The organism is Bacillus sp. 37MA, from assembly GCF_000372765.1.
Lineage (GTDB): Bacteria > Bacillota > Bacilli > Bacillales > Domibacillaceae > Domibacillus > Domibacillus aminovorans.
In genome coordinates this window covers 3,049,202-3,070,914 of record NZ_KB889752.1, presented here as the reverse complement: position 1 = coordinate 3,070,914, position 21,713 = coordinate 3,049,202, and the positions used below count along the sequence as shown (strand labels likewise).

The 21,713-nt window shown below is 42.1% G+C and carries 23 protein-coding genes; 19 read left to right on the top strand and 4 right to left on the bottom strand.

Going from position 1 to position 21,713, the window contains the following annotated elements; genetic code table 11:
* Positions 1-44: 44 nt before the first annotated feature.
* The 5 genes from sfnG to A3M5_RS0116845 all read left to right on the top strand — a co-directional run bounded on the left by sfnG (position 45) and on the right by A3M5_RS0116845 (position 5,217).
* On the top strand, positions 45-1,124 hold the full coding sequence (gene sfnG / locus A3M5_RS0116865; protein ID WP_018394969.1) for a dimethylsulfone monooxygenase SfnG: 1,080 nt from the start codon (positions 45-47) through the stop codon (positions 1,122-1,124).
* A gap of 230 nt (positions 1,125-1,354) precedes the next feature.
* Positions 1,355-2,404 carry a lactonase family protein gene (locus tag A3M5_RS0116860; protein ID WP_018394968.1) on the top strand — a complete coding sequence of 350 codons (1,050 nt, stop codon included), beginning with the start codon at positions 1,355-1,357 and terminating at the stop codon, positions 2,402-2,404.
* 16 nt (positions 2,405-2,420) lie between these two features.
* Complete coding sequence (locus A3M5_RS0116855; RefSeq protein ID WP_018394967.1) at positions 2,421-3,170, top strand: TerC family protein; 750 nt, start codon at positions 2,421-2,423, stop codon at positions 3,168-3,170.
* A 149-nt stretch (positions 3,171-3,319) separates the two neighbouring features.
* Positions 3,320-4,003 (top strand): FadR/GntR family transcriptional regulator, encoded by a 684-nt coding sequence (locus A3M5_RS0116850; RefSeq protein ID WP_026221782.1) that lies wholly within the window; start codon positions 3,320-3,322, stop codon positions 4,001-4,003.
* Complete coding sequence (locus A3M5_RS0116845; protein WP_018394965.1) at positions 4,000-5,217, top strand: CynX/NimT family MFS transporter; 1,218 nt, start codon at positions 4,000-4,002, stop codon at positions 5,215-5,217. Before A3M5_RS0116850 ends, A3M5_RS0116845 begins: the two co-directional genes overlap by 4 nt.
* Positions 5,218-5,335: 118 nt before the next feature.
* On the opposite strand, the gene A3M5_RS0116840 is transcribed toward A3M5_RS0116845, so the two are convergent.
* On the bottom strand, positions 5,336-5,896 hold the full coding sequence (locus A3M5_RS0116840) for a shikimate kinase (protein ID WP_018394964.1): 561 nt from the start codon (positions 5,894-5,896) through the stop codon (positions 5,336-5,338).
* A gap of 78 nt (positions 5,897-5,974) precedes the next feature.
* Positions 5,975-7,324: a hypothetical protein gene (locus A3M5_RS0116835; protein ID WP_018394963.1), complete on the bottom strand. Its 1,350-nt coding sequence runs from the start codon at positions 7,322-7,324 to the stop codon at positions 5,975-5,977.
* Between the two features lie 205 nt (positions 7,325-7,529).
* Between A3M5_RS0116835 and A3M5_RS0116830 the strand changes: the two genes are divergently transcribed.
* On the top strand, positions 7,530-8,489 hold the full coding sequence (locus tag A3M5_RS0116830) for a 2-hydroxyacid dehydrogenase (RefSeq protein ID WP_026221781.1): 960 nt from the start codon (positions 7,530-7,532) through the stop codon (positions 8,487-8,489).
* 92 nt (positions 8,490-8,581) lie between these two features.
* A complete protein-coding gene (locus A3M5_RS0116825; RefSeq protein ID WP_018394961.1) occupies positions 8,582-9,103 on the top strand; it encodes a DUF3231 family protein in 522 nt (173 codons plus the stop codon).
* 257 nt (positions 9,104-9,360) lie between these two features.
* Here A3M5_RS0116825 and A3M5_RS0116820 read toward each other — a convergent pair whose 3' ends face one another.
* Positions 9,361-10,149, bottom strand: coding sequence for a DeoR family transcriptional regulator (locus tag A3M5_RS0116820; RefSeq protein ID WP_018394960.1), 789 nt, complete (start codon positions 10,147-10,149; stop codon positions 9,361-9,363).
* Between the two features lie 390 nt (positions 10,150-10,539).
* Between A3M5_RS0116820 and A3M5_RS0116815 the strand changes: the two genes are divergently transcribed.
* The 10 genes from A3M5_RS0116815 to A3M5_RS0116770 all read left to right on the top strand — a co-directional run bounded on the left by A3M5_RS0116815 (position 10,540) and on the right by A3M5_RS0116770 (position 19,541).
* Entirely contained in the window at positions 10,540-11,661 is a 1,122-nt protein-coding gene (locus tag A3M5_RS0116815; RefSeq protein WP_018394959.1) for an erythritol/L-threitol dehydrogenase, read from the top strand.
* A gap of 86 nt (positions 11,662-11,747) precedes the next feature.
* Positions 11,748-13,019, top strand: a complete 1,272-nt coding sequence (locus A3M5_RS0116810; protein WP_018394958.1) for an MFS transporter — start codon at positions 11,748-11,750, stop codon at positions 13,017-13,019.
* 185 nt (positions 13,020-13,204) lie between these two features.
* Complete coding sequence (gene rpiB / locus A3M5_RS0116805; protein ID WP_018394957.1) at positions 13,205-13,669, top strand: ribose 5-phosphate isomerase B; 465 nt, start codon at positions 13,205-13,207, stop codon at positions 13,667-13,669.
* Between the two features lie 2 nt (positions 13,670-13,671).
* Positions 13,672-14,676 carry a dihydroxyacetone kinase subunit DhaK gene (locus tag A3M5_RS0116800; protein ID WP_018394956.1) on the top strand — a complete coding sequence of 335 codons (1,005 nt, stop codon included), beginning with the start codon at positions 13,672-13,674 and terminating at the stop codon, positions 14,674-14,676.
* Positions 14,677-14,689: 13 nt separating this feature from the next.
* A complete protein-coding gene (gene dhaL, locus A3M5_RS0116795; protein WP_018394955.1) occupies positions 14,690-15,340 on the top strand; it encodes a dihydroxyacetone kinase subunit DhaL in 651 nt (216 codons plus the stop codon).
* Between the two features lie 143 nt (positions 15,341-15,483).
* Complete coding sequence (glpX, locus tag A3M5_RS0116790; protein WP_018394954.1) at positions 15,484-16,458, top strand: class II fructose-bisphosphatase; 975 nt, start codon at positions 15,484-15,486, stop codon at positions 16,456-16,458.
* A gap of 301 nt (positions 16,459-16,759) precedes the next feature.
* Positions 16,760-17,026 (top strand): phosphocarrier protein HPr, encoded by a 267-nt coding sequence (locus A3M5_RS0116785; RefSeq protein ID WP_018394953.1) that lies wholly within the window; start codon positions 16,760-16,762, stop codon positions 17,024-17,026.
* Between the two features lie 100 nt (positions 17,027-17,126).
* A complete protein-coding gene (locus A3M5_RS0116780) occupies positions 17,127-17,837 on the top strand; it encodes a DNA alkylation repair protein (protein WP_018394952.1) in 711 nt (236 codons plus the stop codon).
* Positions 17,838-17,938: 101 nt separating this feature from the next.
* Positions 17,939-18,523 carry a phosphate propanoyltransferase gene (gene pduL / locus A3M5_RS0116775; protein WP_018394951.1) on the top strand — a complete coding sequence of 195 codons (585 nt, stop codon included), beginning with the start codon at positions 17,939-17,941 and terminating at the stop codon, positions 18,521-18,523.
* A gap of 217 nt (positions 18,524-18,740) precedes the next feature.
* Positions 18,741-19,541: a YihY/virulence factor BrkB family protein gene (locus A3M5_RS0116770; RefSeq protein WP_018394950.1), complete on the top strand. Its 801-nt coding sequence runs from the start codon at positions 18,741-18,743 to the stop codon at positions 19,539-19,541.
* On the opposite strand, the gene A3M5_RS0116765 is transcribed toward A3M5_RS0116770, so the two are convergent.
* Positions 19,538-20,095, bottom strand: coding sequence for a hypothetical protein (locus tag A3M5_RS0116765; RefSeq protein ID WP_018394949.1), 558 nt, complete (start codon positions 20,093-20,095; stop codon positions 19,538-19,540). The genes A3M5_RS0116770 and A3M5_RS0116765 overlap by 4 nt on opposite strands.
* A gap of 46 nt (positions 20,096-20,141) precedes the next feature.
* On the opposite strand from A3M5_RS0116765, the gene A3M5_RS0116760 reads away from it, so the two are divergent.
* Positions 20,142-20,663 (top strand): dihydrofolate reductase family protein, encoded by a 522-nt coding sequence (locus A3M5_RS0116760; RefSeq protein WP_018394948.1) that lies wholly within the window; start codon positions 20,142-20,144, stop codon positions 20,661-20,663.
* Positions 20,664-20,667: 4 nt separating this feature from the next.
* Positions 20,668-21,669, top strand: coding sequence for a PQQ-dependent sugar dehydrogenase (locus tag A3M5_RS0116755; RefSeq protein ID WP_018394947.1), 1,002 nt, complete (start codon positions 20,668-20,670; stop codon positions 21,667-21,669).
* Positions 21,670-21,713 lie beyond the last annotated feature (44 nt).

Below are 21,713 nucleotides of genomic sequence, written 5' to 3'. Positions count from 1 at the left end.
CGACATGGGCCTCTTTTTTATATTAATAAAGGGGAGGAACGTTCGTGAGTTTACAATTTGCCTTTTGGGCTCCAAACGTAAGTGGAGGTCTAGTGATCACAGACCTACCACAAAAAACCGGCTGGTCATTTGAAGATAATAAACGCTATGCACAAATTGCGGAGAAAATCGGCTTTGATTATGTGCTGTTACAGACACGTTTTTTTGCAAGCTACGGCGCGGAAAATCAATTAGAAGCTGCTTCACTTGCTTCTGCTCTTGCTGCTACGACAAAGAAATTAAATATCATCACTGCCGTGCTACCTGGTTTATGGCATCCTGGTGTGGTCGCCAAAATTATTTCAACAATTGATCAAATTAGTAACGGGCGTGCTTCGATAAACATTGTGAGTGGTTGGTTTAAAGGAGAATTTAATGGCTACGGTGAACCTTGGCTTGACCATGATGAACGCTATCGCCGTTCTGAAGAATTTATTGAAGTCCTTCGTGAATTATGGACAAAAGAAGCAACAACATTTAAAGGGGACTTCTATCGTCTCAATGAAGCACAGCTCAAACCGAAACCAATTAATTCGCCAAAAATCTTTCAAGGTGGAAACTCAAGAGCGGCAAAAGAAATGGCTGGACGCGTATCAGATGTATATTTCATGAACGGTAATACGCTGGAAAATATTAAAGAGCAAATTGAAGAAGTAAAAGCATTACGAAAAGAAAATGGTGGTGAAGACATTCAATTTGGTGTCAATGGTTTTGTCATCGTTCGCGATACAGAAGAAGAAGCGAAACAAGTGCTGCGGGACATCGTGGCTAACGCAAACAAAGAAGCTGTTGAAGGCTTTAAAAGTTCAGTCAAAGCTGCAGGCGCATCTTCACCTGAAGGAAAAGGAATGTGGGCAAACTCCTCATTTGAAAACTTGGTTCAATACAATGATGGCTTCAAAACAGGCTTAATTGGAACTGCCGAGCAAGTCGCTGATCGCATTATCGAATTGAAAAAAATCGGTGTCGACATCGTTTTAACAGGATTCTTACACTATGATGAAGACCTACAAGCATTCGGAGAAAAAGTCATCCCGCTCGTCAAACAAAAAGAAGTACAATTAGCGGGAAAAATTACCGTATAAGCGTTAACTACACAGAAAAAGCGAAATGAAGGATTGGAAAACGAAATAGCTGGAGTTTAATATGAAAAAGCCGTCACGACTATGTGACGGCTTCTTCTCTGGAAGCGTCTTATTGAAAATGGGGAATATTCTAATAAATAGAAAGGCGTGCTTTTTCTTTTTGCTATGTCTCTTACTGATTGTCGTATATAATGATAGAGATGATTATAGATAATACGGGAGGCACTAGGATGACGATATATACTGGATTTGTCGGGACATATACGAAAGAAGATGGGAAAGGCGTTTACTCTATTCAGCTTGATACAGATAAAGGCGAGCTGATCTCTGCGGCCGTTGCAGCAGAAGTAAACAACTCGACATACGTGACGATTAGCGATAATGAACAGTTTTTATATGCGGTTGAAAAAGGTGGCAAAGGCGGTGGTCTTGCTTCATTTAAAGTGGTAGATGGACAGCTTGAAAAGTTGAATGATGTACTTGAAAGCGAAGGAGTGCCTTGCCATGTAACCGTCAACAAAAGCGGCACGCGTGCATTTACAGCACAATATCATACAGGAACTGCGGAAATGTACAGCATTGATGCAGAATCAGGAAAACTGATTGATTTGCTTGATGTGGCAACGCACACTGGGACAGGCCCGAACATAGATCGTCAAGAAAAAGCACACACGCACTTTTTCGCATCAACACCAGATGAGCGATTCGTGGTAGCGATCGATCTCGGGACAGATGAAGTGATTACGTACGAAATTGCTGGTGAAGATTTGCTGAAAAAAGCAGTGTTCAATACAGAACCAGGAGCAGGTCCACGCCATCTTGTTTTTCATCCATCAGGAAAAGTGGCCTATGTGATGACGGAACTCAGCAATGAAGTGCTTGTTTTGGCGTTTAATAGAAATGATGGAACGTTTGAATGGCTCGCTTCTCACAAAACGATTCCGGCTAATTTCACCGAAAACAGTCAGGGCAGTGCTATTCGTATTTCCAAGGATGGCAGGTTCCTTTACGTAGGCAACCGAGGTCATAACAGCATTGCGGTATTTGAAGTGATCAATGACGGCCGTGATGTGACATTGGTAGAAATTGTTTCGACGAAAGGCGACTGGCCACGTGACTTTGACCTTGACCCAACGGAACAATTTCTCGCAGTGGCGCATGAAAAAACACACAATGTCGTGCTGTTTAAACGAAATGCAGAAACAGGCCGATTAACGCCTGCCAATTCAGAAGTAAACGTTCCTGAAGGAGTTTGTGTGACATTTTTAAGTGGAAAATAAGTGAAAGAAGGCTTTAATGGTGGATGCAATCAATAGCATCATTCATACGTATGCTTCATTTTTTGACTGGGATATGTGGGTGCAGGTGCTGATAGATCCAGTGAGTTGGGGGCTGATCGGGACGCTGATTGTTCTTGAAGGTTTGCTTTCAGCGGACAATGCGCTTGTGCTGGCGGTAATGGTTCGTCATTTGCCAGAAGACAAGCGGAAAAAAGCGTTGTTTTATGGTCTGCTCGGTGCTTACACATTCCGGTTCATTGCCATTGGACTCGGCGTAATTCTCATTCAGCTCTGGTGGGTAAAAGTATTCGGTGCGCTTTATTTAGCGTGGCTTTCATTCAATCATTTTCGATCATCAGGAGCGGGCAATGAGCCGAAAGAAATGAATAAAGCAGGGTTTTTAATTCGGCTTTTCGGTCCATTCTGGGGAACAGTTGCAGCGGTTGAATTGATGGATATCGCCTTTTCAGTGGACAGTGTACTCGCGGCGTTCGGCGTCAGCCAGAAAATCTGGATTTTGCTACTCGGCGGCATGCTTGGTGTCCTCATGATGCGGACAGTAGCTGGTGTGTTTATTAAATTAATTGATAAAATACCCGAGCTTGAAACGACTGCATACGTATTGATCGGTATTATCGCAGCGAAAATGATGCTCAGTGTGTTCCATATTGAAATGAGTCATAAACTATTTTTTATCATTTTATCGGTAGCATTCATCGGCACGTTTATTGTTCATGTTGCCAAAAAAAGAATAAGCTTTCATTAAAGGTGTCCCGCTATTTAATGGCGGGATTTTTTATTGTTTCAGGGGGGATTAACCATAACCAAAAAGGTATTCCGCCATTTATCTTTTCAACGATACGTGATAAAATCATATTAACCAATCATCCTACAATTTTAAAAGGGGAATCCATAATGGACGTAATAAAAGCAAAACGATCGTCGCTTGTCGAACAGATAGCGCTTCAAATCGAGGCATTGATCGAATCGAAAACATGGCCCGTCGGTACGCGCATCCCGCCAGAAATGGAGCTAATGGAGCAGTTCGGTGTAAGCCGTAATACGCTCCGCGAAGCAATTCGGGCACACGTTTACGCGGGGCTTTTGCAGACAAAGCAAGGCAGCGGGACATATGTGAGAGCTAAAACGGTCCTCGGTGTTTCCTTTCAGAAACGTCTGGAAACGTCAACGCTTCTTGAAACGCTGGAAGTCCGCCATGCAATTGAGCGTGAAGCAGCGTGGCTTGCGGCGGAACGGCATACGGAAGACGAAGCAGCGCATATTCAAATATGTCTTAAGGCGTGCAAAGAAGCATCGGATTTATACTCGTTTGCGGAAGCAGATATTGCGCTTCATCATGCAATCATTGCGGCATCGCATAACGGAATTTTAATCGATTTATATACGAGTCTGGCAGAGTCTCTTCGTGCGTCTGTACATGATTTAACCGGTATGAATTTACATACGGAAGCCGATCCGGGCGCCCATGAAGCGCTTGTCCAGGCAATTATGGAGCGGCAGCCAGCAAAAGCGGCAGCCATTGTCAGCGAGGATATTGATTGCTTGAAGAAAATGGCCAATTCGGAGGAAAATAGATGAGTATGCAGGCATTGATAAAAGGGGAAAGAGAGCGGTCAAAAGCAGGGAAGCTGTTTTTGCTATTCAGTATTATTTTACTTGCATTGAATATGCGTTCACCAATTACATCGGTCGGACCGCTTACAGCGATGATCCGCGACAATCTCGGTATTTCGAGCACGACAGCCGGCGCATTGACGACAGTTCCATTGCTTGCATTTGCGGTCTTATCACCGTTTGCATCAAAAATGGCCCGCAAATTCGGCATGGAAGTTGTTTTATTCGGCGCACTGCTTATTTTAACTGCAGGACTGGCGCTCCGGCCGATTGGCGGTGTGACAACACTATTTACTGGCACTTTGCTTATCGGCATTGCGATTGCACTTTGTAATGTGCTGATGCCAGCATTCGTAAAAAGGAACTTTGCACATCAAATTGGTTTAGTGACAGGGTTTTATGCAATGTCGATGAACTTGACAGGCGCACTCGCTTCTGGTTTCAGCATTCCGATTGCTATATCGAGTGATTTTGGCTGGCGGGCAGCAGTTGGTTTTTGGCTTATTCCAGCGGGCATTGCGATTATCGTCTGGCTATCGCAGATGACGCACATTCGTCATCCGATCAAAACAGAAAAAAGTACATATGAAAAAGCATCGCTTCTAACTTCATCACTTGCATGGAAAGTTACTGCGTTTATGGGCATTCAGTCACTTTTGTTTTATTCGCTCGTCGCCTGGCTCCCGGAAATTTTGCAAGAACAGGGAATGAGCGCTGGCGCTTCAGGATGGATGCTGTCAATGATTCAGTTTGCACAGCTGCCAGTCACGTTTATCGTGCCCATTATTGCGGACAAGATGAGCAATCAGCGTCCGCTTGTAGTGATAACCTCTTTGTTACTGATTGTCGGCTTAAGCGGTATTTTATTGGGCTTGACAGAGTTCGTTCTTTTATGGGTCATCATGATTGGCACTGGAGGCGGATTTGCTTTTAGCTTGGTGATGATGTTTTTCAGTCTGCGTACAAGGAATTCATTTGAAGCAGCGGATCTGTCAGGAATGGCACAGTCTGCCGGCTATTTATTCGCAGCAATGGGACCCGCATTATTCGGTGCTATGCACGATTTCATGAATGGCTGGACGTTGCCAATTTTACTACTCATCGGGGCATCCATCTGTCTATTTATAGTTGGCATGGGGGCAGCGAAAGAAGGATATGTGAAAGAGAAAACTGTATAAATAAAATAAGAAAATCCCGCTATGACTATAATGGCGGGATTTTCTTATTTTAACGGTTTTATTTGGAAACGTATGATGGAGCATCGAACATTCCACCGTCCGCATAAAGAAGTCGATTTTAATCGTTCATAGGTTCGTACATATCCCATGTGTACTTCAATGAATCGACGATGAAGTCAGCTACTTCTTCTGCAGATCGCTGGTTAACCGTCAACTTTGAATGGTTGATGGAATAGGCATCTTGCCGCTTATAAAATAACTCTTCAATTTCCTCGATGTTCCGGCTTTGTAAAACAGGCCGGCTATCGATTAAAATATTAAGGCGTTTCTTCCATTCGTCCCATGATACGTCCAAATAAAACACGATGCAGTTTCTTAAACAGGATTCACGAATTTCAGGCTGCAAAAAGGCGCCGCCGCCGATCGAAACAATTTTTAATTTTTGTTCAGCGAGAGCACACGTTTTTTTCTTTTCGTAGTCGCGAAAGAACGCTTCACCATGCTGCTCAAAAATTTCTGGAATCGTCATACCGAAATCTTTTTCAATTTCTTGATCGACATCGATGAAGCTGCGATATAACTTTTTCGCAACGAGCTCGCCGATCGTCGTTTTGCCAACCCCCATGAAACCGATCAGCACGATGCTTTTTTGTCTGACAGACATGCGCACATTGTTCAATGTAAACACTCTTTCCTCTAAATGAATTACATTTAAGTATAGTACAGCAAGCACACTCCGTAAATATTATTCCGAATTTCACAAAAATAATCCGATGCCGTATGCGATCAAAATACTGCTGATGATGTACATAAGCGCAAATGGGAGATTCCAGCGCATAATTTTAATTGGATTGATCCGCAGCAGGTCCGATAAGATCGAGACTGATAAGTTAAATGGACTATACATAACGGTAGCTAAGCTGCATGTGATTAATACAATCGTTAATGGAATGGATGAGACAGCAGGCAAGATAGGCCGCAGTAATTCTCCAAGTAAAGTAATCGATACGAGTGGATGGAAACCGATTAATGAGGCTACGAAAAAATACAATCCAATCATAAAATAAAAAATCAATATCCGGTCTGATACGCTGCTGAAAGCCGTCTGTAAAAACGATAATGCTCCGGATGCAGACAGCATATTTACGAACAATCCGGCGCTTAAAAACATAAAAAAATAATTCGATAATCCGTTCGACCGTTCTTTCCAATACGGAATTGTCACGCTGAAATAGCGCTTTTGCTTTTTAATTAAGAGTGCCCATATAATCGAAACAGGAATGATGACGATAACGACAGATAGTAAGTACCCTTTTTGAAAATAATGTTGGAACAATGATGTTAATAAAATAAAAATAAAAAGCATGAAAACCATTTCGAGTATTTTTCTGCGTACTTTTGCAGACGATGGTTGAAGAGCGTCCGCGATATGTAATCCGAATGGACGGTATTTATAAAAAGAAAGAGTGTAATCAATCATCGCAAAAAGGAATACGATCATAACCAAAGGCAAAAGAACTTCGTAATACGCTTTGCCGGTCATGTCAAGCGATGCGCTGACTAATACTTCCATCGGACTCCAGGACAGGCATAACGCATAGCTGCGCAATAAACTTTGTGATAAAAAGGCATGAGCTTTCTCCTTAGGCAGCTGCTTTAATGTATGATGAAGCGAACTTTTCAATAGCGGTATCATAGCAATATTTAAAAACAGTCCGAGTACATGCGAGACGAGAAAGCTACGTTTATAAAGCTGATCAAGCCAATTCGTGTTACGGCGGAGCAGCAAATTCAAATTCGTATCATAATGCCCGACACGAATAATCGAATTTAAAAAAGGCAGGACGAGGAACAGAGACATAACGCCCAGCATGGAATCAAAATACAAGAAAAATGAATACCACGGTATCTCTTGAAACAGAAATAATCCAGTACCAATCAATAAAAATATTAATCCTGAGTAAAAATAAAGTCCTTTTGAACGTGTGGAAGCGAGAATGGCCGCAATGACCGCGATCACACCAACTGCATAATTAAGAGCAGTTACATCGATAAAAACAGACAAAATGTATAAAATGATAAGTGCTGTATACGTATATACAATCATCCAATCCCTACTTTCTAGACAGTCTAACTATACTATACATAAGCGTAGCAAACTTCTATTTTTTCGTCTATACAGGTCATGGATACAAGCGGCTTTTACAATTAGCCTAAATATAGATCTGCATCTCTGTTCCGAAAATGGGGCAGGGACTAAGCATGAACAAACGTGGTACAATAAGGGAAATGAGACAAAAAGGGTGAAAAACGTGAAACCGAAAGTAGTCGTCTATAAACGAATGAGTGAACAGGTACTTGATTTTATCCGTGAGTCGTGTGATGTACAGTATTTCCCAGATTATAAAAAGGAGTTCCCCGTATTTCTTGAGGCGCTGAAAGAAGCGGAAGGCGTTCTTGGATCAGGTTTGAAATTTGATGCTGCTTTGCTTGATCAAGTGCCGAAATTAAAAATTATTTGTAATACGTCTGTTGGTTATGACAATCTCGACATTCCTTTATTGAAAGAACGCGGTATTATGGCGACGAATACACCGGACGTGTTAAATGACACAGTGGCCGATACGATTGTGGCTCTTATGTTGTCAGCCGCGCGGCGTATTACAGAACTCGATCAATTTGTAAAAACAGGCGGATGGTCTGAACACGGCTTTTCGCAGCAGCAATTTGGTGTTGATGTCCATCATAAAACGCTCGGTATTATCGGTATGGGTGGTATCGGTTCAACACTTGCGAAACGAGCCTATTTCGGTTTTGACATGAATATTATATACCATAACCGCTCTCGCAATGAAGAAGCGGAGACTACATATAATGCTACGTATTGTACAATGGATGAACTTCTTGAGCAATCCGATTTTGTCTGTGTCATGACACCACTTACGCCGCAAACGGAGAAAATGATTGGTAAACGGGCATTTGAAAAAATGAAAAAAACAGCTATTTTCGTAAATGCAGCCCGTGGAAAAGTGGTCGATGAAGCAGCGTTGATTGAAGCACTCCAATCAAACGAAATTTTAGCGGCTGGTCTTGATGTATTTGAACAAGAGCCCACAGACCGTAACAATCCGTTGCTGCAAATGCCAAACGTCGTCACACTGCCACATATTGGATCAGCAACAGCGGAGACGAGAATAAGTATGGCTAAACTTGGGGCCAAGAACGTCGTAGCAGGTGTGACGGGCGGTAAATTAGTTACCCCTATTTATTAAAATGTAATGTATGGAAATCCGATAATTTTGCCCGCTGCGGATATACTACTGACGTGCAGAAGCACAAATACATTTCTGACGGAGGGATCCAATTGGGCATATTAAGTGGAAATCCAAAAGATGAACCTTTACATTATGGAGAAGTATCGGCTGTATGGGCAGCATCTCTTTCAGCAAAAGGCATGATAGCTGGCTACAGCACATTGTTAAATCATGCGGGTGACAAAGATTTAAAAAAGCTGATTGAAGAAGCGATTACAGTTGCACAAGCGGAAGTAACGGCTTTTGATCAAGTCCTGAAAGAAAACGGTGTTGGTCTGCCTCCTGCACCACCTGAACGTCCAAAGGCTTATATTGACGATATTCCCGTAGGTGCTCGATTCCAAGACCCAGAAATTGCGGCAAGTATTTCCCGGGACATAGGGGTCGGGTTAACAGCTGCGAGCATGGCAATGGCTCAGTGTATTCGTGAAGATATTGGAGCCATGTTTGCACTAGGCCATGCAGCCAAAATAAAACTTGGTAATGAGTTTTTACAATTGAACAAAGAAAAAGGCTGGCTTGTTGTGCCGCCACTGCATCTTGAGCAACGCGAGCTAGTTGGAGCAAGATAATTATATAAAAAAGAACCGTCTGAAAAGTAGGGGAAACCCGGCTTTTCAGACGGTTTTTTATTTAATTTTTGAATTGATTTTCAAGAAAAAATGGAGTTAATTAAAAGTAAATTTGATAAATCGTAAATAAACGATAAAAAATTAACGAGTTTTGAAAGTCTTTAAAAGAAGGAATGAAAATGAATTATCAACAATGAGGCTGGCGGTTATACAATTTGGTAAAGTAAAAAGCAGCCGGATCTTATTCCAGCTGCTTTTTATTTTGAATTAGGGGAAGCAATGAGGATGTCCACTTGATGTTCGCTTAGTTTTGCCACATAGCCATCTGGTAGTTGATCATCCGTAATAATTAAATCAATTAAATCTGTTGAGGCAAAAGAAGCGATAGAACGTTTATTCATTTTTGTGTGATCAAGCAATGCTACAACTTTTTTAGAAGCGTTGACCATAGCCTTTTTTAATTCCACTTCATATACATTGAAGTCGGTTAAACCGGACTCGAGTGAAAAACCGTTTGCTGATGTGAACATGATATCGATATGAATTTGGCTTAAAATATTGACACCGAGGCTTCCTTCTAGTGAATAAGAGCCTCTTTTTACAATACCACCTAATAAAATAACCGTGATATCAGGGTGGTGATGTAATTCCAATGCAGTATTAATTCCACTTGTAACCACAGTCAATCGGATCGGTGTATCCTTTAAAACCCGGGCCAATTCAAGAGCGGTTGAACTGGCATCAAGCATAATACATTGGCCGTTCGAAAGCAGTTCAGTGGCCTTTTTAGCAATAGCTGATTTTTCAACCCGATTTTTGCTTTCCCTGATGGAAAAGCTTGTTTCAGTATCGTGATGATCATTTAAAATGGCTCCTCCATGCGTTCTTGTTAGAAGGCCCTCTTCTTCCATTTTCGTTAAATCAGTACGCAACGTGGCTTCAGAAACTTGAATTTCTTTTGAAAGTTCTTTAATCGTAATACGCTGCTGATCAGTTAATTTTTCCATAATGGTTTTTCGCCTTTCCGGCGCAAACATTTTCTTCATTATTTTATCACCTGCATGTCAATTTTATTTTTCAAAGTGAACCCGCTTACAAAAAAATGATTACAATTGAAGCAATTAAATGAGAAATAGAGAAAACTTTTAATTGCAGAAAAAGCATGGTATTTTAAAAAATAGGGTTTTTTTTTGAAATTACTTCTTTTATTTATAATACATCATTTCAATACAATAATGTAAATCATTTAATATTAAAAGAAAACGAAAGTAAAATGAAAAAAATAAAAAATATATATTGACGTTTCGATAATAAATATAATACAATTAAAATGCAAACAAAACAAAACAAAAAATGAATAAGATTAATTGTAAGCGTTGTCTGTCATTGCGAGATTTATGCTTGAAAACATACTGTTTACCGAGGAGAGATATAAAATGTGTACAAATCATACAACAGCTATTCAACAAAATGATGCTAAAAATATTCCAACAACAATGAAAGCGGTTGTAGCCTATTCGCCTGGTGACTATCGCCTTGAAGAAGTGCCTGTTCCTCAAATTGGAGAAGGTGAAATTCTCGTTAAAGTTGAAGCATGTGGCATTTGCGCCGGAGATTTGAAAGCGTTTGATGGAGCACCAAGCTTTTGGGGAGATGAAAAACAGCCTGCTTACATTAAAGCACCGATGATTCCAGGTCATGAGTTTATTGGACATGTCGTTGCACTTGGTGAAGGTGTGAAGGGCGATTTTAAAATTGGCGACCGTATTATTTCAGAACAAATTGTTCCTTGCTGGGACTGCCGCTTCTGTAACCGTGGACAATACTGGATGTGTGAAAAACATGACTTGTATGGTTTCCAGAACAATGTAAACGGTGCGATGGCTGAATATATGAAATTTACAAAAGAAGCCATCAACTATAAAGTACCAGAAGATCTTCCGATTGAAAAAGCCATCCTAATTGAACCATATGCTTGTTCTTACCATGCAGTAGAGCGCGCACAAATTCAGCTTGGCGATGTTGTTGTACTTGCAGGAGCGGGAACGCTCGGACTTGGCATGATTGGTGCGATCAAAAAGTCAGGGCCTGGCAAATTAATCGTTCTTGATCTTTTTGAAGACCGTCTTGAGATGGCGAAACAATTTGGAGCGGATATGGTCTTAAATCCGGCAAAAGACGATGTAGATGCGATTGTAAAAGAATTAACTGATGGCTATGGCTGTGACATTTACATTGAAGCAACAGGTGCTCAAAAATCAGTGGAACAAGGATTAAATATGATTCGAAAATTAGGCCGATTTGTTGAATTCAGTGTGTTTAAAGATCCGGTTACAGTGGATTGGAGTATTATCAGTGACCGTAAAGAGCTTGATGTACTTGGTTCTCATCTTGGACCATATTGCTACGAGCCGGTTATTAAAGGGATTGCCAATGGTGATCTCCCAACTGAGGGTGTCGTCACACATGAATTGCCGCTCGAAGAATTTGCAAAAGGCTTCCAACTTGTAAAAAACGGAGCAGAGTCATTAAAAGTAGTACTTAATCCAAATCTGTAAAACGATGAATTTACTATAGGTTCCTACATTATTATAGGAACCTATATTTTTAACTGAAAATGGGATGAACAAAGGAGGAGAAGGTTATGAATATAAACCAGGGGTTTTTAGGGAAACTTGGTATGGACTCTAAAATGGCCATGGGGTATTTCGGTGTAATGCTGTTTATGATTGGGGACGGTCTGGAACAAGGCTGGCTATCATCTTATTTAATTGACAACGGTTTGACTGTTCAACAATCCGCCTTACTTTTTAGTACATACGGTTTCGCCGTGGCGATCTCAGCGTGGTTTTCAGGAGTACTTGCTGAAGTTTTAGGCCCTCGTAAAACGATGGCGATGGGTGTTGTTTTGTTTGTTCTTGGAACACTGATCTTTTTACTAGTCGGTCTTCCGACGATGAACTTGGCCATTATGCTTCCGACGTATGCACTCCGCGGGCTAGGTTATCCTTTATTCTCATATGCTTTTCTTGTATGGCTTACTTATTACGCGCCAGCTGAGAAACTTGGCACAGCTGTAGGTTGGTTCTGGGTTTCGTTCGCTGCTGGATTGAATGTTCTCGGTGCGTATTATTCAAGTTTAGTTTTGCCTTATTTAGGCGAAATGAAAACACTCTGGAGCGCGTTGGTTTTTGTAGCAATTGGGGCGATCCTTGCAATTGTTTTAAATAAAGACGATGGCAGTAATCGAAAGAAATTTGAATCAAAAGCAGAAATGATGAAATATCTGTCAAAAGGGATTACGATCGCATTTGAACGGCCGAAAGTTGGACTTGGTGGAATTGTTCGAACGATTAACACGGCCGGTGCTTACGGGCTTGTTGTCTTTCTTCCAGCGTATATGATCGAAATCGGTTTTACACGCACAGAATGGTTGCAAATTTATGCTGCACTTTGGACAAGCAATGTTATTTTTAACCTCATTTGGGGCGTTGTCGGAGACAAATTGGGCTGGAGAAATACCGTTATGTGGTTCGGTGGTGTAGGCTGCGCTATCACCATCATGACGCTTTATTATATTCCGTTGTATATGGGACCAAACTATTGGGCTACAACGATTGCCGCGATAATTTTTGGAGCATGCGTTGCCGCTTTCGTACCGCTCTCTGCTCTAATACCATCACTTGCTCCTGAAAATCGGGGAGCCGCGATGTCAGTTTTAAATCTCGGCGCAGGCTTGAGTACATTTGTGGGTCCAGCGCTTGTAGGTCTTTTTATTGGCAGTGTGGGCACAGTAGGTATTCTCTGGATTTATTCCGGTTTATACTTAATTAGTGCACTTATCATGAGGTTTGTTACATTGCCGAAAGATGAAGTAGTGGGTGGCGTTTCTGCAAAAACACAAGCTGTTCATTGAAAAGAAAAGAAATAATGAGAACGTCTGTTAACAGATGTTCTCAATTTTTTTTAGTTATTTTTCGTAAATCGAAAATATTCGAAAATAAAAGAAAGTAAACATTGACTTTTTCGTAACAAAATGAAAAAATATAATTAATAAAAGAAAAGTTAAAAAAGAAGAAAGTAACGAAAGGACGATATATAATGAAAATAGGATTAGGTTCCGATCATAATGCTTATGATATGAAAGACAGTTTGAAAGAGTACATTCAGGAGTTAGGACATGAGGTTGTCGATTATGGTTCTGAAGATTCATGCACAGAGATCGATTATCCAGGCGTTGCGTTTCAAGTGGCGAATGATATTAACGAAACTAAAATTGATCGAGCAATTTTAGTTTGTGGAACAGGAATCGGTATGGCGATTGCAGCAGGAAAAGTACCTGGTATCCGAGCTGCATTGTGCCATGACACATATTCAGCGGAGCGTGCACAAAAAAGCAATGATGCACAAGTCTTGACAATGGGCGCAAAAGTTATCGGGATTGAACCAGCTAAAAATGTGGTAAAAGTATACTTAGATTCTGAATTTCCTGGGGGGAATTCTGCGAGAAAAATACAGCAAATCACTGATAAAGAACAGGAATATTTGAAAGGAGCGACCGTATAGAGATGAAAAAGCTCATTAATAATCCAACGGTTGTTGTAGAGGAAATGATTGAAGGGTATGTGAAGGCATATCCTAAACATGTCAGACAGCTGGAAGAGAATGCACGCGCACTCGTTACAGCCAAAGAAACACGCGAAGGAAAAGTAGGCGTTTTAATTGGTGGCGGTTCTGGCCATGAACCAGCATTTATGGGTTATGTTGGAAGTGGAATGGCAGACGGTGTTGCAGTCGGAAATATTTTTGCTTCTCCTCCTCCAGATCCAATTCTTGAAGCAACGAAAGCAATCGACAAGGGAGAAGGCGTCATTTATATATATGGAAACTATGCCGGAGACGTGATGAACTTTGGAATGGCGGCGGAACTTGCTGACCTTGAAAGTGGTATTCGGGTAGGCTCTGTGTTGGTCACAGATGATGTAGCTTCTGCGCCAAAAGAGGAAAAAGAAAAACGCAGAGGGATCGCTGGCGAATTTTTCGTCACGAAAGCAGCAGGTGCTGCAGCGGATAAAGGCTATAATCTAGACGACGTGGTTCGCGTTGCGCAGAAAGCAAATGATTATATGCGTACGATGGGTGTTGGCTTAACACCTTGTTCGCTTCCACAAACAGGAAAACCGAGCTTTGAACTTGAAGAAAATGAAATGGAAATCGGTCTAGGCCATCACGGTGAACCTGGAATTGAAAAGGGCGAATTGCAGCCTGCTGATCAAGTCGTGGATCGTCTCGTACATGATATTTTAGCTGATATGCCGATTGAAAAGGGCGAAAAAGTAGCTGTTCTAGTCAACGGATTAGGCTCAACGACACGCATGGAGCTTTACATTATGTTCAGACGTGTTGAACAGATCTTAAGTGAAAAAGGTATTGAAATCCACCGATCTTACGTTGGGGATTACAGCACATCCCTTGAAATGGGCGGTGCCTCTGTAACTATTTTGAAACTAGACGAAGAATTGGCCGAGTTTGTGGATCATGCAGCAGACTGCCCAATGTACGTTCAAAAATAAGGAGTGACACAAGATGAAAATGACTGCTGAAGATTTAAAAACCTTTTTGAAGAACGTTGTGGTGATGATTGAAGAGCAAAAAGAATATTTATGCGAACTGGATCGTAAGCTTGGTGATGGCGATCACGGTGTCACAATGTCTATTGGCTGGCAAGCTGTAAATGAGAAACTTGAAGCTGAATTGAAAGACGAACAGGATTGCGGCAAGATATGCATTACAACAGGACGTACATTTCTTAGCGCTGTCGGTTCTTCTGTAGGACCTCTTTATGCAACTGGTTTTATGAGAGGCGCTAAAGCATTTCAAGGAAAATCAGAACTAACTGATGTAGAGTTGAAAGATTTCTGGGTCGCATTTGTTGAAGGAATTAAAGAACGTGGGAAAGCCGAAGTCGGCGATAAAACGATGATCGACACATTGCAGCCGACACTCGAAAGCTTACAGACTAACTTTGAAAAATCCAATGATTTTTTAGCTGCATTTTCTGAAGCCGTTATAGCAGCGGAGCAGGGGATGGAATCAACGAAAGAAATGCTTTCTAAACGCGGGCGTTCAAGCCGTCTTGGAGAACGTTCTCTAGGGACGAAAGATCCCGGTGCTACATCTGCTTACCTTATTCTCGATACATTTTTAACGACAATTAAATCCGCTCAAGTGGCGTAATAATAAATGAAAATAGATTCACCCGCTCATCGAAGTCAAAATAATGTTGACGGGCGGGTGGATTTTTTAATATAAATTGTACCATTGATTAACTATAAATGCATAAAAATTCATTTTATTGAATGAGCAGGAGGGCGAAAACAATGTCTCGATTAAACATTGAACAAAAAGAATGCATTCAGTCACTGGCAGATGAATTTTTAACGGTGGCACAAAAGGCAGCGATTGGGGTATATCCGTGGATTGGAAAGGGGAATAAAAATGAAGCGGATGGTGCTGGGACAGAAGCGATGCGCAATGAAATGAATCGCATAAATATGAACGCGGTTATCGTCATCGGTGAAGGGGAAATGGATGAAGCACCAATGCTGTATATTGGTGAAAAGCTCGGTACTGGCAACGGGCCTCAAGTGGATATTGCCGTTGATCCAGTCGAAGGGACCACTCTTGTAGCGAAAGGACAGGATAATTCGCTGGCAGTTATTGCAGTTTCGGAACAGGGAACACTTTTACATGCACCGGATATGTACATGGAAAAAATCGCTGTCGGACCGAGAGCAAAAGGCTGTATTGATATAAATGTGTCTCTTATAGAAAACATGCAGTCCGTCGCAAAAGCGCTTGGCAAAGATATGAGCGAATTGACAGTGATGATCCAGGATCGCCCCCGTCATGATTATTTAATGAAGCAGGTATTTGAAGTGGGCGCAAAAGTGAGATTATTTTCCGATGTTGATATTACTGGAGCAATCGCAACAGCTATTGATGAACTAGACGTCGATATCCTTGTAGGTACTGGTGGCGCACCGGAAGGGGTCATTGCGGCGGTGGCATTGAAATGCCTCGGCGGCGATTTTCAAGGCAGACTGATTCCGGAAACGGAAGAGGAATCGGAGCGCTGCGTAAAGATGGGGCTTGCCAATCCGCATGCTGTATTAACAATGAATGATATTGTGAAATCGGATGACTGTTTTTTTGCCGCGACGGGCATTACGGATGGTCCTCTTTTAAAAGGGGTTTATAAAAAAGAAAATGGCAAAATGGCCACACATTCTTTTGTTGTGACAACGGGATATTCACAATTTATTGAAGCACAACACGACGTATTAGTCATTTGATAAAACAGATGTTTATCAATTATCCCCTTCGATAAATAGACTGACTGCTGGATGTTTTTGTGTGTTGAAGGGAACTTTAGTCCTGCATGCGAGTTCTTTTTCCAAGAAGAGGAAACAATACGATAGAATTCATACATACAAGCACCAACAGGACAACAATATCCACATTGAGGGTTACGCCAGAAATTTTAAATTAAAAGGGTTAAAAATGTATGATTTCGGGTAAAAAATAGTGTACTTCTGTATGGATTGCATTATAATGAGTAATGTTTGTAATTGAACAGTAAAGGAGATTATTAAAATGAATACAAAAACATTTACAATTATTGATGAGACAGGTATCCACGCGCGTCCGGCGACGGTTCTTGTTCAAACAGCTTCTAAGTTTAGCTCTGATATCACATTAGATTACAATAGCAAAAGTGTGAACTTGAAATCCATCATGGGCGTAATGTCTCTTGGAATTCCGAAAGGTGCTTCTATAAAAATTGCCGCTAACGGTTCAGATGCTGACGCAGCAATCGAAGCACTTGCAGAAACAATGCAATCGCAAGGCCTTGGCGAATAATAATTCGCTTGAAAGATCACCGAATCCGTTTCGGTGATTTTTTTGTATCATTTGGGGAATAGAAAGAAGTAAGAATAAAGATGAAAAAGGGTGTTGGAAAATGACATACGAAGAAGTAATGGGAAAGTTGGAGCGGTTCGGCACGGATCAGACGAAAAAAACATTTTTGAGGCATGGCGCGAAGGAACCATTTTTCGGCGTTAAAGTGGGCGATTTGAAAAAGCACTTTGTGAAAGATGTGAAAAAGGATCAGCAGCTCGTCTATGACTTATACGCCTCGGGTAATAGTGATGCGATGTATTTGGCAGGGCTTACGGTCAAGCCGAAAGAGATGACGAAAGAGCGATTGAACGAATGGGTGCGCGGTGCTTACTGGTATATGATCAGCGAATATACAGTCGCACAGATTGCGGCTGAATCACTCTTTGCGATCGAACTTGCACGGGAATGGATGCGGGCGGATGAAGAAATGATCGTCGTTGCTGGATGGAGTACGTATAGCAATTATTTGTCGATCGCACCAGATGAGCAGATTGATGGTGAAGAAGTGGAGCGGCTCTTAGCGCAGGTGGCGGAAACAATTCATGAAGAACAGAATCGTGTACGCTACGTTATGAACAATTTTGTTATTTGTGTCGGAGCGTATTATGCACCGTTGACAGAGCGGGCAAAAGAAGTAGCAGTTGCTATTGGCAAAGTACACGTTGACGTTGGCAATACAGCTTGTAAAGTACCAGTTGCAATAGATTATATAAAGAAAATAGAAGACCGTCATGCAATCGGAAAAAAGCGAAAGACATGTATTTGTTAAAAAGAAGTCGAAGAAAAAAGCATGTTACGCGTATTATTCCGGTGCAATCATGTAAAATAGGCATGATGCAATCAGTGTTAAACAGAAAGGCTGGAAGATAGATGACTTTAACAAACCATGGAACAATTCCTGTTGCTGTTTCAGCACGCCACGTGCATTTGTCACAGGAACACCTTAAAATTTTATTTGGATCAGGACACGAATTAACGAAACGCGTAGATTTGTCACAGCCGGGTCAATTCGCAGCTGAAGAAACAGTGATAATTGCCGGCAAGAAAAGCGAAATTGCACGCGTTCGCGTCCTCGGACCGTGTCGCCCTGCAACACAGGTGGAAGTCAGCTTGACAGATGCTGTAAAGCTCGGTGTAAAACCGCCGCTTCGTGAATCAGGCGATATTAAAGGATCAGAAGCAGTAACGATTACCGGTCCTGCCGGTTCTATTGAATTGTCAGAAGGCTTGATCATTGCAAAAGCACACGTTCATATGACGACAGAAGATGCGAAGAAATACAACGTTGAAAATAGTCAAATTGTGACTGTAGAAGTAGGCGGAGAGCGCCCGGTGTCATTCCGAAACGTCGTCATTCGCGTATCAGACAGCTATGCACTTGAAATGCACATTGATACAGATGAAGCAAACGCCGGTTTCATCTCACAAGGTGCAACAGGTGATATTTGGGCGTAATAGGGAGAGAAGCTGCTGCATTTTGCAGCGGCTTTTTTGTCGTACAGGACGTGCTAAAAAAGGCGTAGCTATGAATGTTGTGCCATTGAGCCTTTGATTCATGGCGACGGGCGGGATAAATAACAATTAAACCCTGCTGATATATATTAGAATCCCGCTAAAGTCGGTATAGGCTTTCTTGAATACGGGTAAAAATCAATAAGAAGAGGTGAAGCAGATGGATGTAATAAAACGAATGATTGCCCGTTTTTTTGAAGAGCGCTTTTATGATCAAGCTGCACAGACTGCTTATTATCTGCTCTTATCTGCTATTCCATTTATGATTTTTATGCTGTCACTAATCAGTTTTTTCCCCGTCGATCAAGAAGCAATTCTCGAATTCATACGGCCATATGCACCGGGTGAGTCATTTACACTTATTGAAGAAAACGTCAATGCGGTTTTGTCCACAGGAAAAGGACAAGTACTTTCACTCAGCTTACTTTCAACGTTCTGGCTTTCTTCAATGGCTGTACAGTCACTAGGTCGGTCGCTTAATGATGTGAGCGGAATTGAACGGAATTTGCCTTTTTGGAAAGGACTTCTTCGTGATTTTGGCGTGACAGTGATCTTCATGATCATAGTGCCGCTGTCTCTGTTCATCCCATTCGCAGAACGTCTTTTGCAATGGATCGCTGCTCAGTCCATTACAATTGAAGCTTGGTCCGGCTGGTTGACCATTTGGCCAATCGCTAAATGGGGCATTGGAACATTATTTTTAATTTTATTTTTCATAGCCTTTTACAAAATCATTCCGAACGAGCGGCAAACGCTCCGCTTTGTCCTGCCAGGCGCCATTTTTGCAGCGCTTGGCTGGCAGATTGGTTCACTACTGTTCGGAAATTACGCAGCTGCCGTCAGCTATACAAGATTGTACGGCCAGCTATCTGGAATCATCGTCCTCGTTCTCTGGTTTTATTTAACGGCTGTCGTTATTTTACTTGGTGGACTGCTCAATGCAGAACGGGCACGGAGTTAGTCACTAAGGTGTGCCAGACACGTTAAATACATGCGATTCAAATAAAGCTGTCTGGACGTATGCGAGCTATTCTCAAAATGATCTTCAAGTAAATTAAAAAAGTCTTCATCTGCCTCAAAATAGTGATGGATAACGGCATGGTTTTTTTCCGGAAGCGGCAGTGCAATGCCGATGAAGTGATCGCCTGTTATATCTGACAGTGACCACTCGCTGCCATTGGACCAATTTCGATACGTGTGATTTTCTTTACGGATGCCAGCAAAAACAAAGGGCAATTTCCATGCCTCAAGCGTATCGCTGACGATTGGACGCGTTGATATCGACTGTATTTCTTCTATATAATGAAACCATATATAAGGATGTTCGATAAGTGCATACCAGTCGTCGATCGCTGCTTCGATTGAGTCATGAGTCACATATGTGCTGAGAAGAGGGATCCACGTATGGTACAGGCGATCAAGTTCGGTTTCATCTGCATGCTCTTCAAAGTAATTGGAAAATTGGTTTCGGATCGAGTCGAGTTCGCGTATGTGAATCGGTGTAATATTGTTCATTTAAATCCCCTTTTGGATTGATTATATCAGAGGAAGGATGATCAGGATGGGAAAAATCGTTCTTTATATTGCGATAAGTGTAGACGGATACATCGCGTGCGAGGATGGCTCGGTCGATTGGCTAGAAGATGTGAGGGGTGATGGCAGCGATAATGGGTACGGTGCATTTTATGATGAAATTGGCTCACTTGTGATGGGGCGGAAAACGTACGAAAAAGTGTTGCAGCTTACGAATAACTTTCCATATGCGGGCAAGCCGTGTTTTGTTCTGTCACGGATGCTGGCTGGTGAAACAGAGCATGTGACGTTTATAAATGAGGCTATATCTGATGTTCTGGAACGGGCAAAATCTTCTGCAGAAGGCGATGTGTGGCTCGTTGGCGGCGGTGAGGTCGTGAAAGAATGCCTCGTAAATGGGCTGCTTGATGATCTATATGTGGCCATTATTCCGAAAGTGCTCGGAGGTGGAATTCCGCTTTTTCCAAAGGGGAGTGAAGCGGTATTTGTGCTTGCGGATGTGAAGAAATTTGGGGATATTGTATCAATTCATTATTGGAGAAAGGACTGATGGGGTGGCGAAAAAATGGGTAGCCGGATTTTTGTTACTGTCAGGATGCGGCATTCAGGAGCCGGCGCAGCCGGAAAGCGAATTGATTGAAGAAGTGGCAGCCGAACTCGATGTACCGTGGTCCATTGATCAGTCGGGAGATGTTTTTTACATCTCAGAGCGGCCAGGAACCATTGCGAAAATAGAAGACGGTCAAGTCGAACATCAGCAAGTCATTCTAGCAGAACCGCTTTCAGATATGTCAGAAGCCGGATTGCTTGGTTTCGTTTTGAAGCCGGATTTTGATGAGTCTCGCCAGGCCTATGCCTACTATACGTATGACAAAGACGGTGAACCGTATAATCGTGTCGTCGTGCTTGAATCGTCCGGTACGCTATGGCGTGAAGCAGAAGTCGTGCTGGATGACGTTCGTTCCGGCAATGTTCATCATGGCGGACGCCTTGAAATCGGACCGGACAAAGCCTTATATGTGACGATCGGGGACGCTTCAGAACCTGACACTGCGCAGGATCTGGGTTCATTAAACGGGAAAATTGTACGTGTGAATGAATCAGGCGACGCAACTGTTTACAGTCTGGGCCACCGAAATCCACAGGGCATTACCTGGTCAGAGGATGGAGTAATGTATGCTTCCGAACATGGGCAGTCGGCGAACGATGAAATCAATATCATTAAAGAAGGTAATAATTATGGCTGGCCGGAAATAGGAGGAATTGAGAAAACGGATGGACTAGAAACGCCGCTTATTACATCCGGTGCCAATAACACGTGGGCGCCGTCCGGAATGGTCTGGCATGATGGAGTGCTATACGTCGCGTCATTAAGAGGCGAGACTGTGTTGAAAATCGATATAGAAACGCTCCAAGTATCAAAAGAAATAGAAGGATACGGCCGCATACGGGATGTATTTTCGGACGGCGAATTTCTTTATTTCGTCACAAACAACACCGATGGCCGGGGCAATCAGGCAGAGAGCGATGATAAATTGTACCGAGTGAAAAAGTAGCATTCGGGCAGATGATTTGCGCTTCATTTAAATGTGCCCTACTC

Excerpts from the sequence above, each read along its gene's own strand:
- A3M5_RS0116860 (WP_018394968.1), top strand. The coding sequence starts at position 1,355 with ATGACGATATATACTGGATTTGTCGGGACATATACGAAAGAAGATGGG.
- A3M5_RS0116855 (WP_018394967.1), top strand. The coding sequence starts at position 2,421 with ATGGTGGATGCAATCAATAGCATCATTCATACGTATGCTTCATTTTTT.
- A3M5_RS0116850 (WP_026221782.1), top strand. The coding sequence starts at position 3,320 with ATGGACGTAATAAAAGCAAAACGATCGTCGCTTGTCGAACAGATAGCG.
- A3M5_RS0116845 (WP_018394965.1), top strand. The coding sequence starts at position 4,000 with ATGAGTATGCAGGCATTGATAAAAGGGGAAAGAGAGCGGTCAAAAGCA.
- A3M5_RS0116835 (WP_018394963.1), bottom strand. The coding sequence starts at position 7,324 with ATGATTGTATATACGTATACAGCACTTATCATTTTATACATTTTGTCT.
- A3M5_RS0116820 (WP_018394960.1), bottom strand. The coding sequence starts at position 10,149 with ATGAAGAAAATGTTTGCGCCGGAAAGGCGAAAAACCATTATGGAAAAA.
- A3M5_RS0116815 (WP_018394959.1), top strand. The coding sequence starts at position 10,540 with ATGTGTACAAATCATACAACAGCTATTCAACAAAATGATGCTAAAAAT.
- A3M5_RS0116810 (WP_018394958.1), top strand. The coding sequence starts at position 11,748 with ATGAATATAAACCAGGGGTTTTTAGGGAAACTTGGTATGGACTCTAAA.
- rpiB (WP_018394957.1), top strand. The coding sequence starts at position 13,205 with ATGAAAATAGGATTAGGTTCCGATCATAATGCTTATGATATGAAAGAC.
- A3M5_RS0116800 (WP_018394956.1), top strand. The coding sequence starts at position 13,672 with ATGAAAAAGCTCATTAATAATCCAACGGTTGTTGTAGAGGAAATGATT.
- dhaL (WP_018394955.1), top strand. The coding sequence starts at position 14,690 with ATGAAAATGACTGCTGAAGATTTAAAAACCTTTTTGAAGAACGTTGTG.
- glpX (WP_018394954.1), top strand. The coding sequence starts at position 15,484 with ATGTCTCGATTAAACATTGAACAAAAAGAATGCATTCAGTCACTGGCA.
- A3M5_RS0116785 (WP_018394953.1), top strand. The coding sequence starts at position 16,760 with ATGAATACAAAAACATTTACAATTATTGATGAGACAGGTATCCACGCG.
- A3M5_RS0116780 (WP_018394952.1), top strand. The coding sequence starts at position 17,127 with ATGACATACGAAGAAGTAATGGGAAAGTTGGAGCGGTTCGGCACGGAT.
- pduL (WP_018394951.1), top strand. The coding sequence starts at position 17,939 with ATGACTTTAACAAACCATGGAACAATTCCTGTTGCTGTTTCAGCACGC.
- A3M5_RS0116770 (WP_018394950.1), top strand. The coding sequence starts at position 18,741 with ATGGATGTAATAAAACGAATGATTGCCCGTTTTTTTGAAGAGCGCTTT.
- A3M5_RS0116765 (WP_018394949.1), bottom strand. The coding sequence starts at position 20,095 with ATGAACAATATTACACCGATTCACATACGCGAACTCGACTCGATCCGA.
- A3M5_RS0116760 (WP_018394948.1), top strand. The coding sequence starts at position 20,142 with ATGGGAAAAATCGTTCTTTATATTGCGATAAGTGTAGACGGATACATC.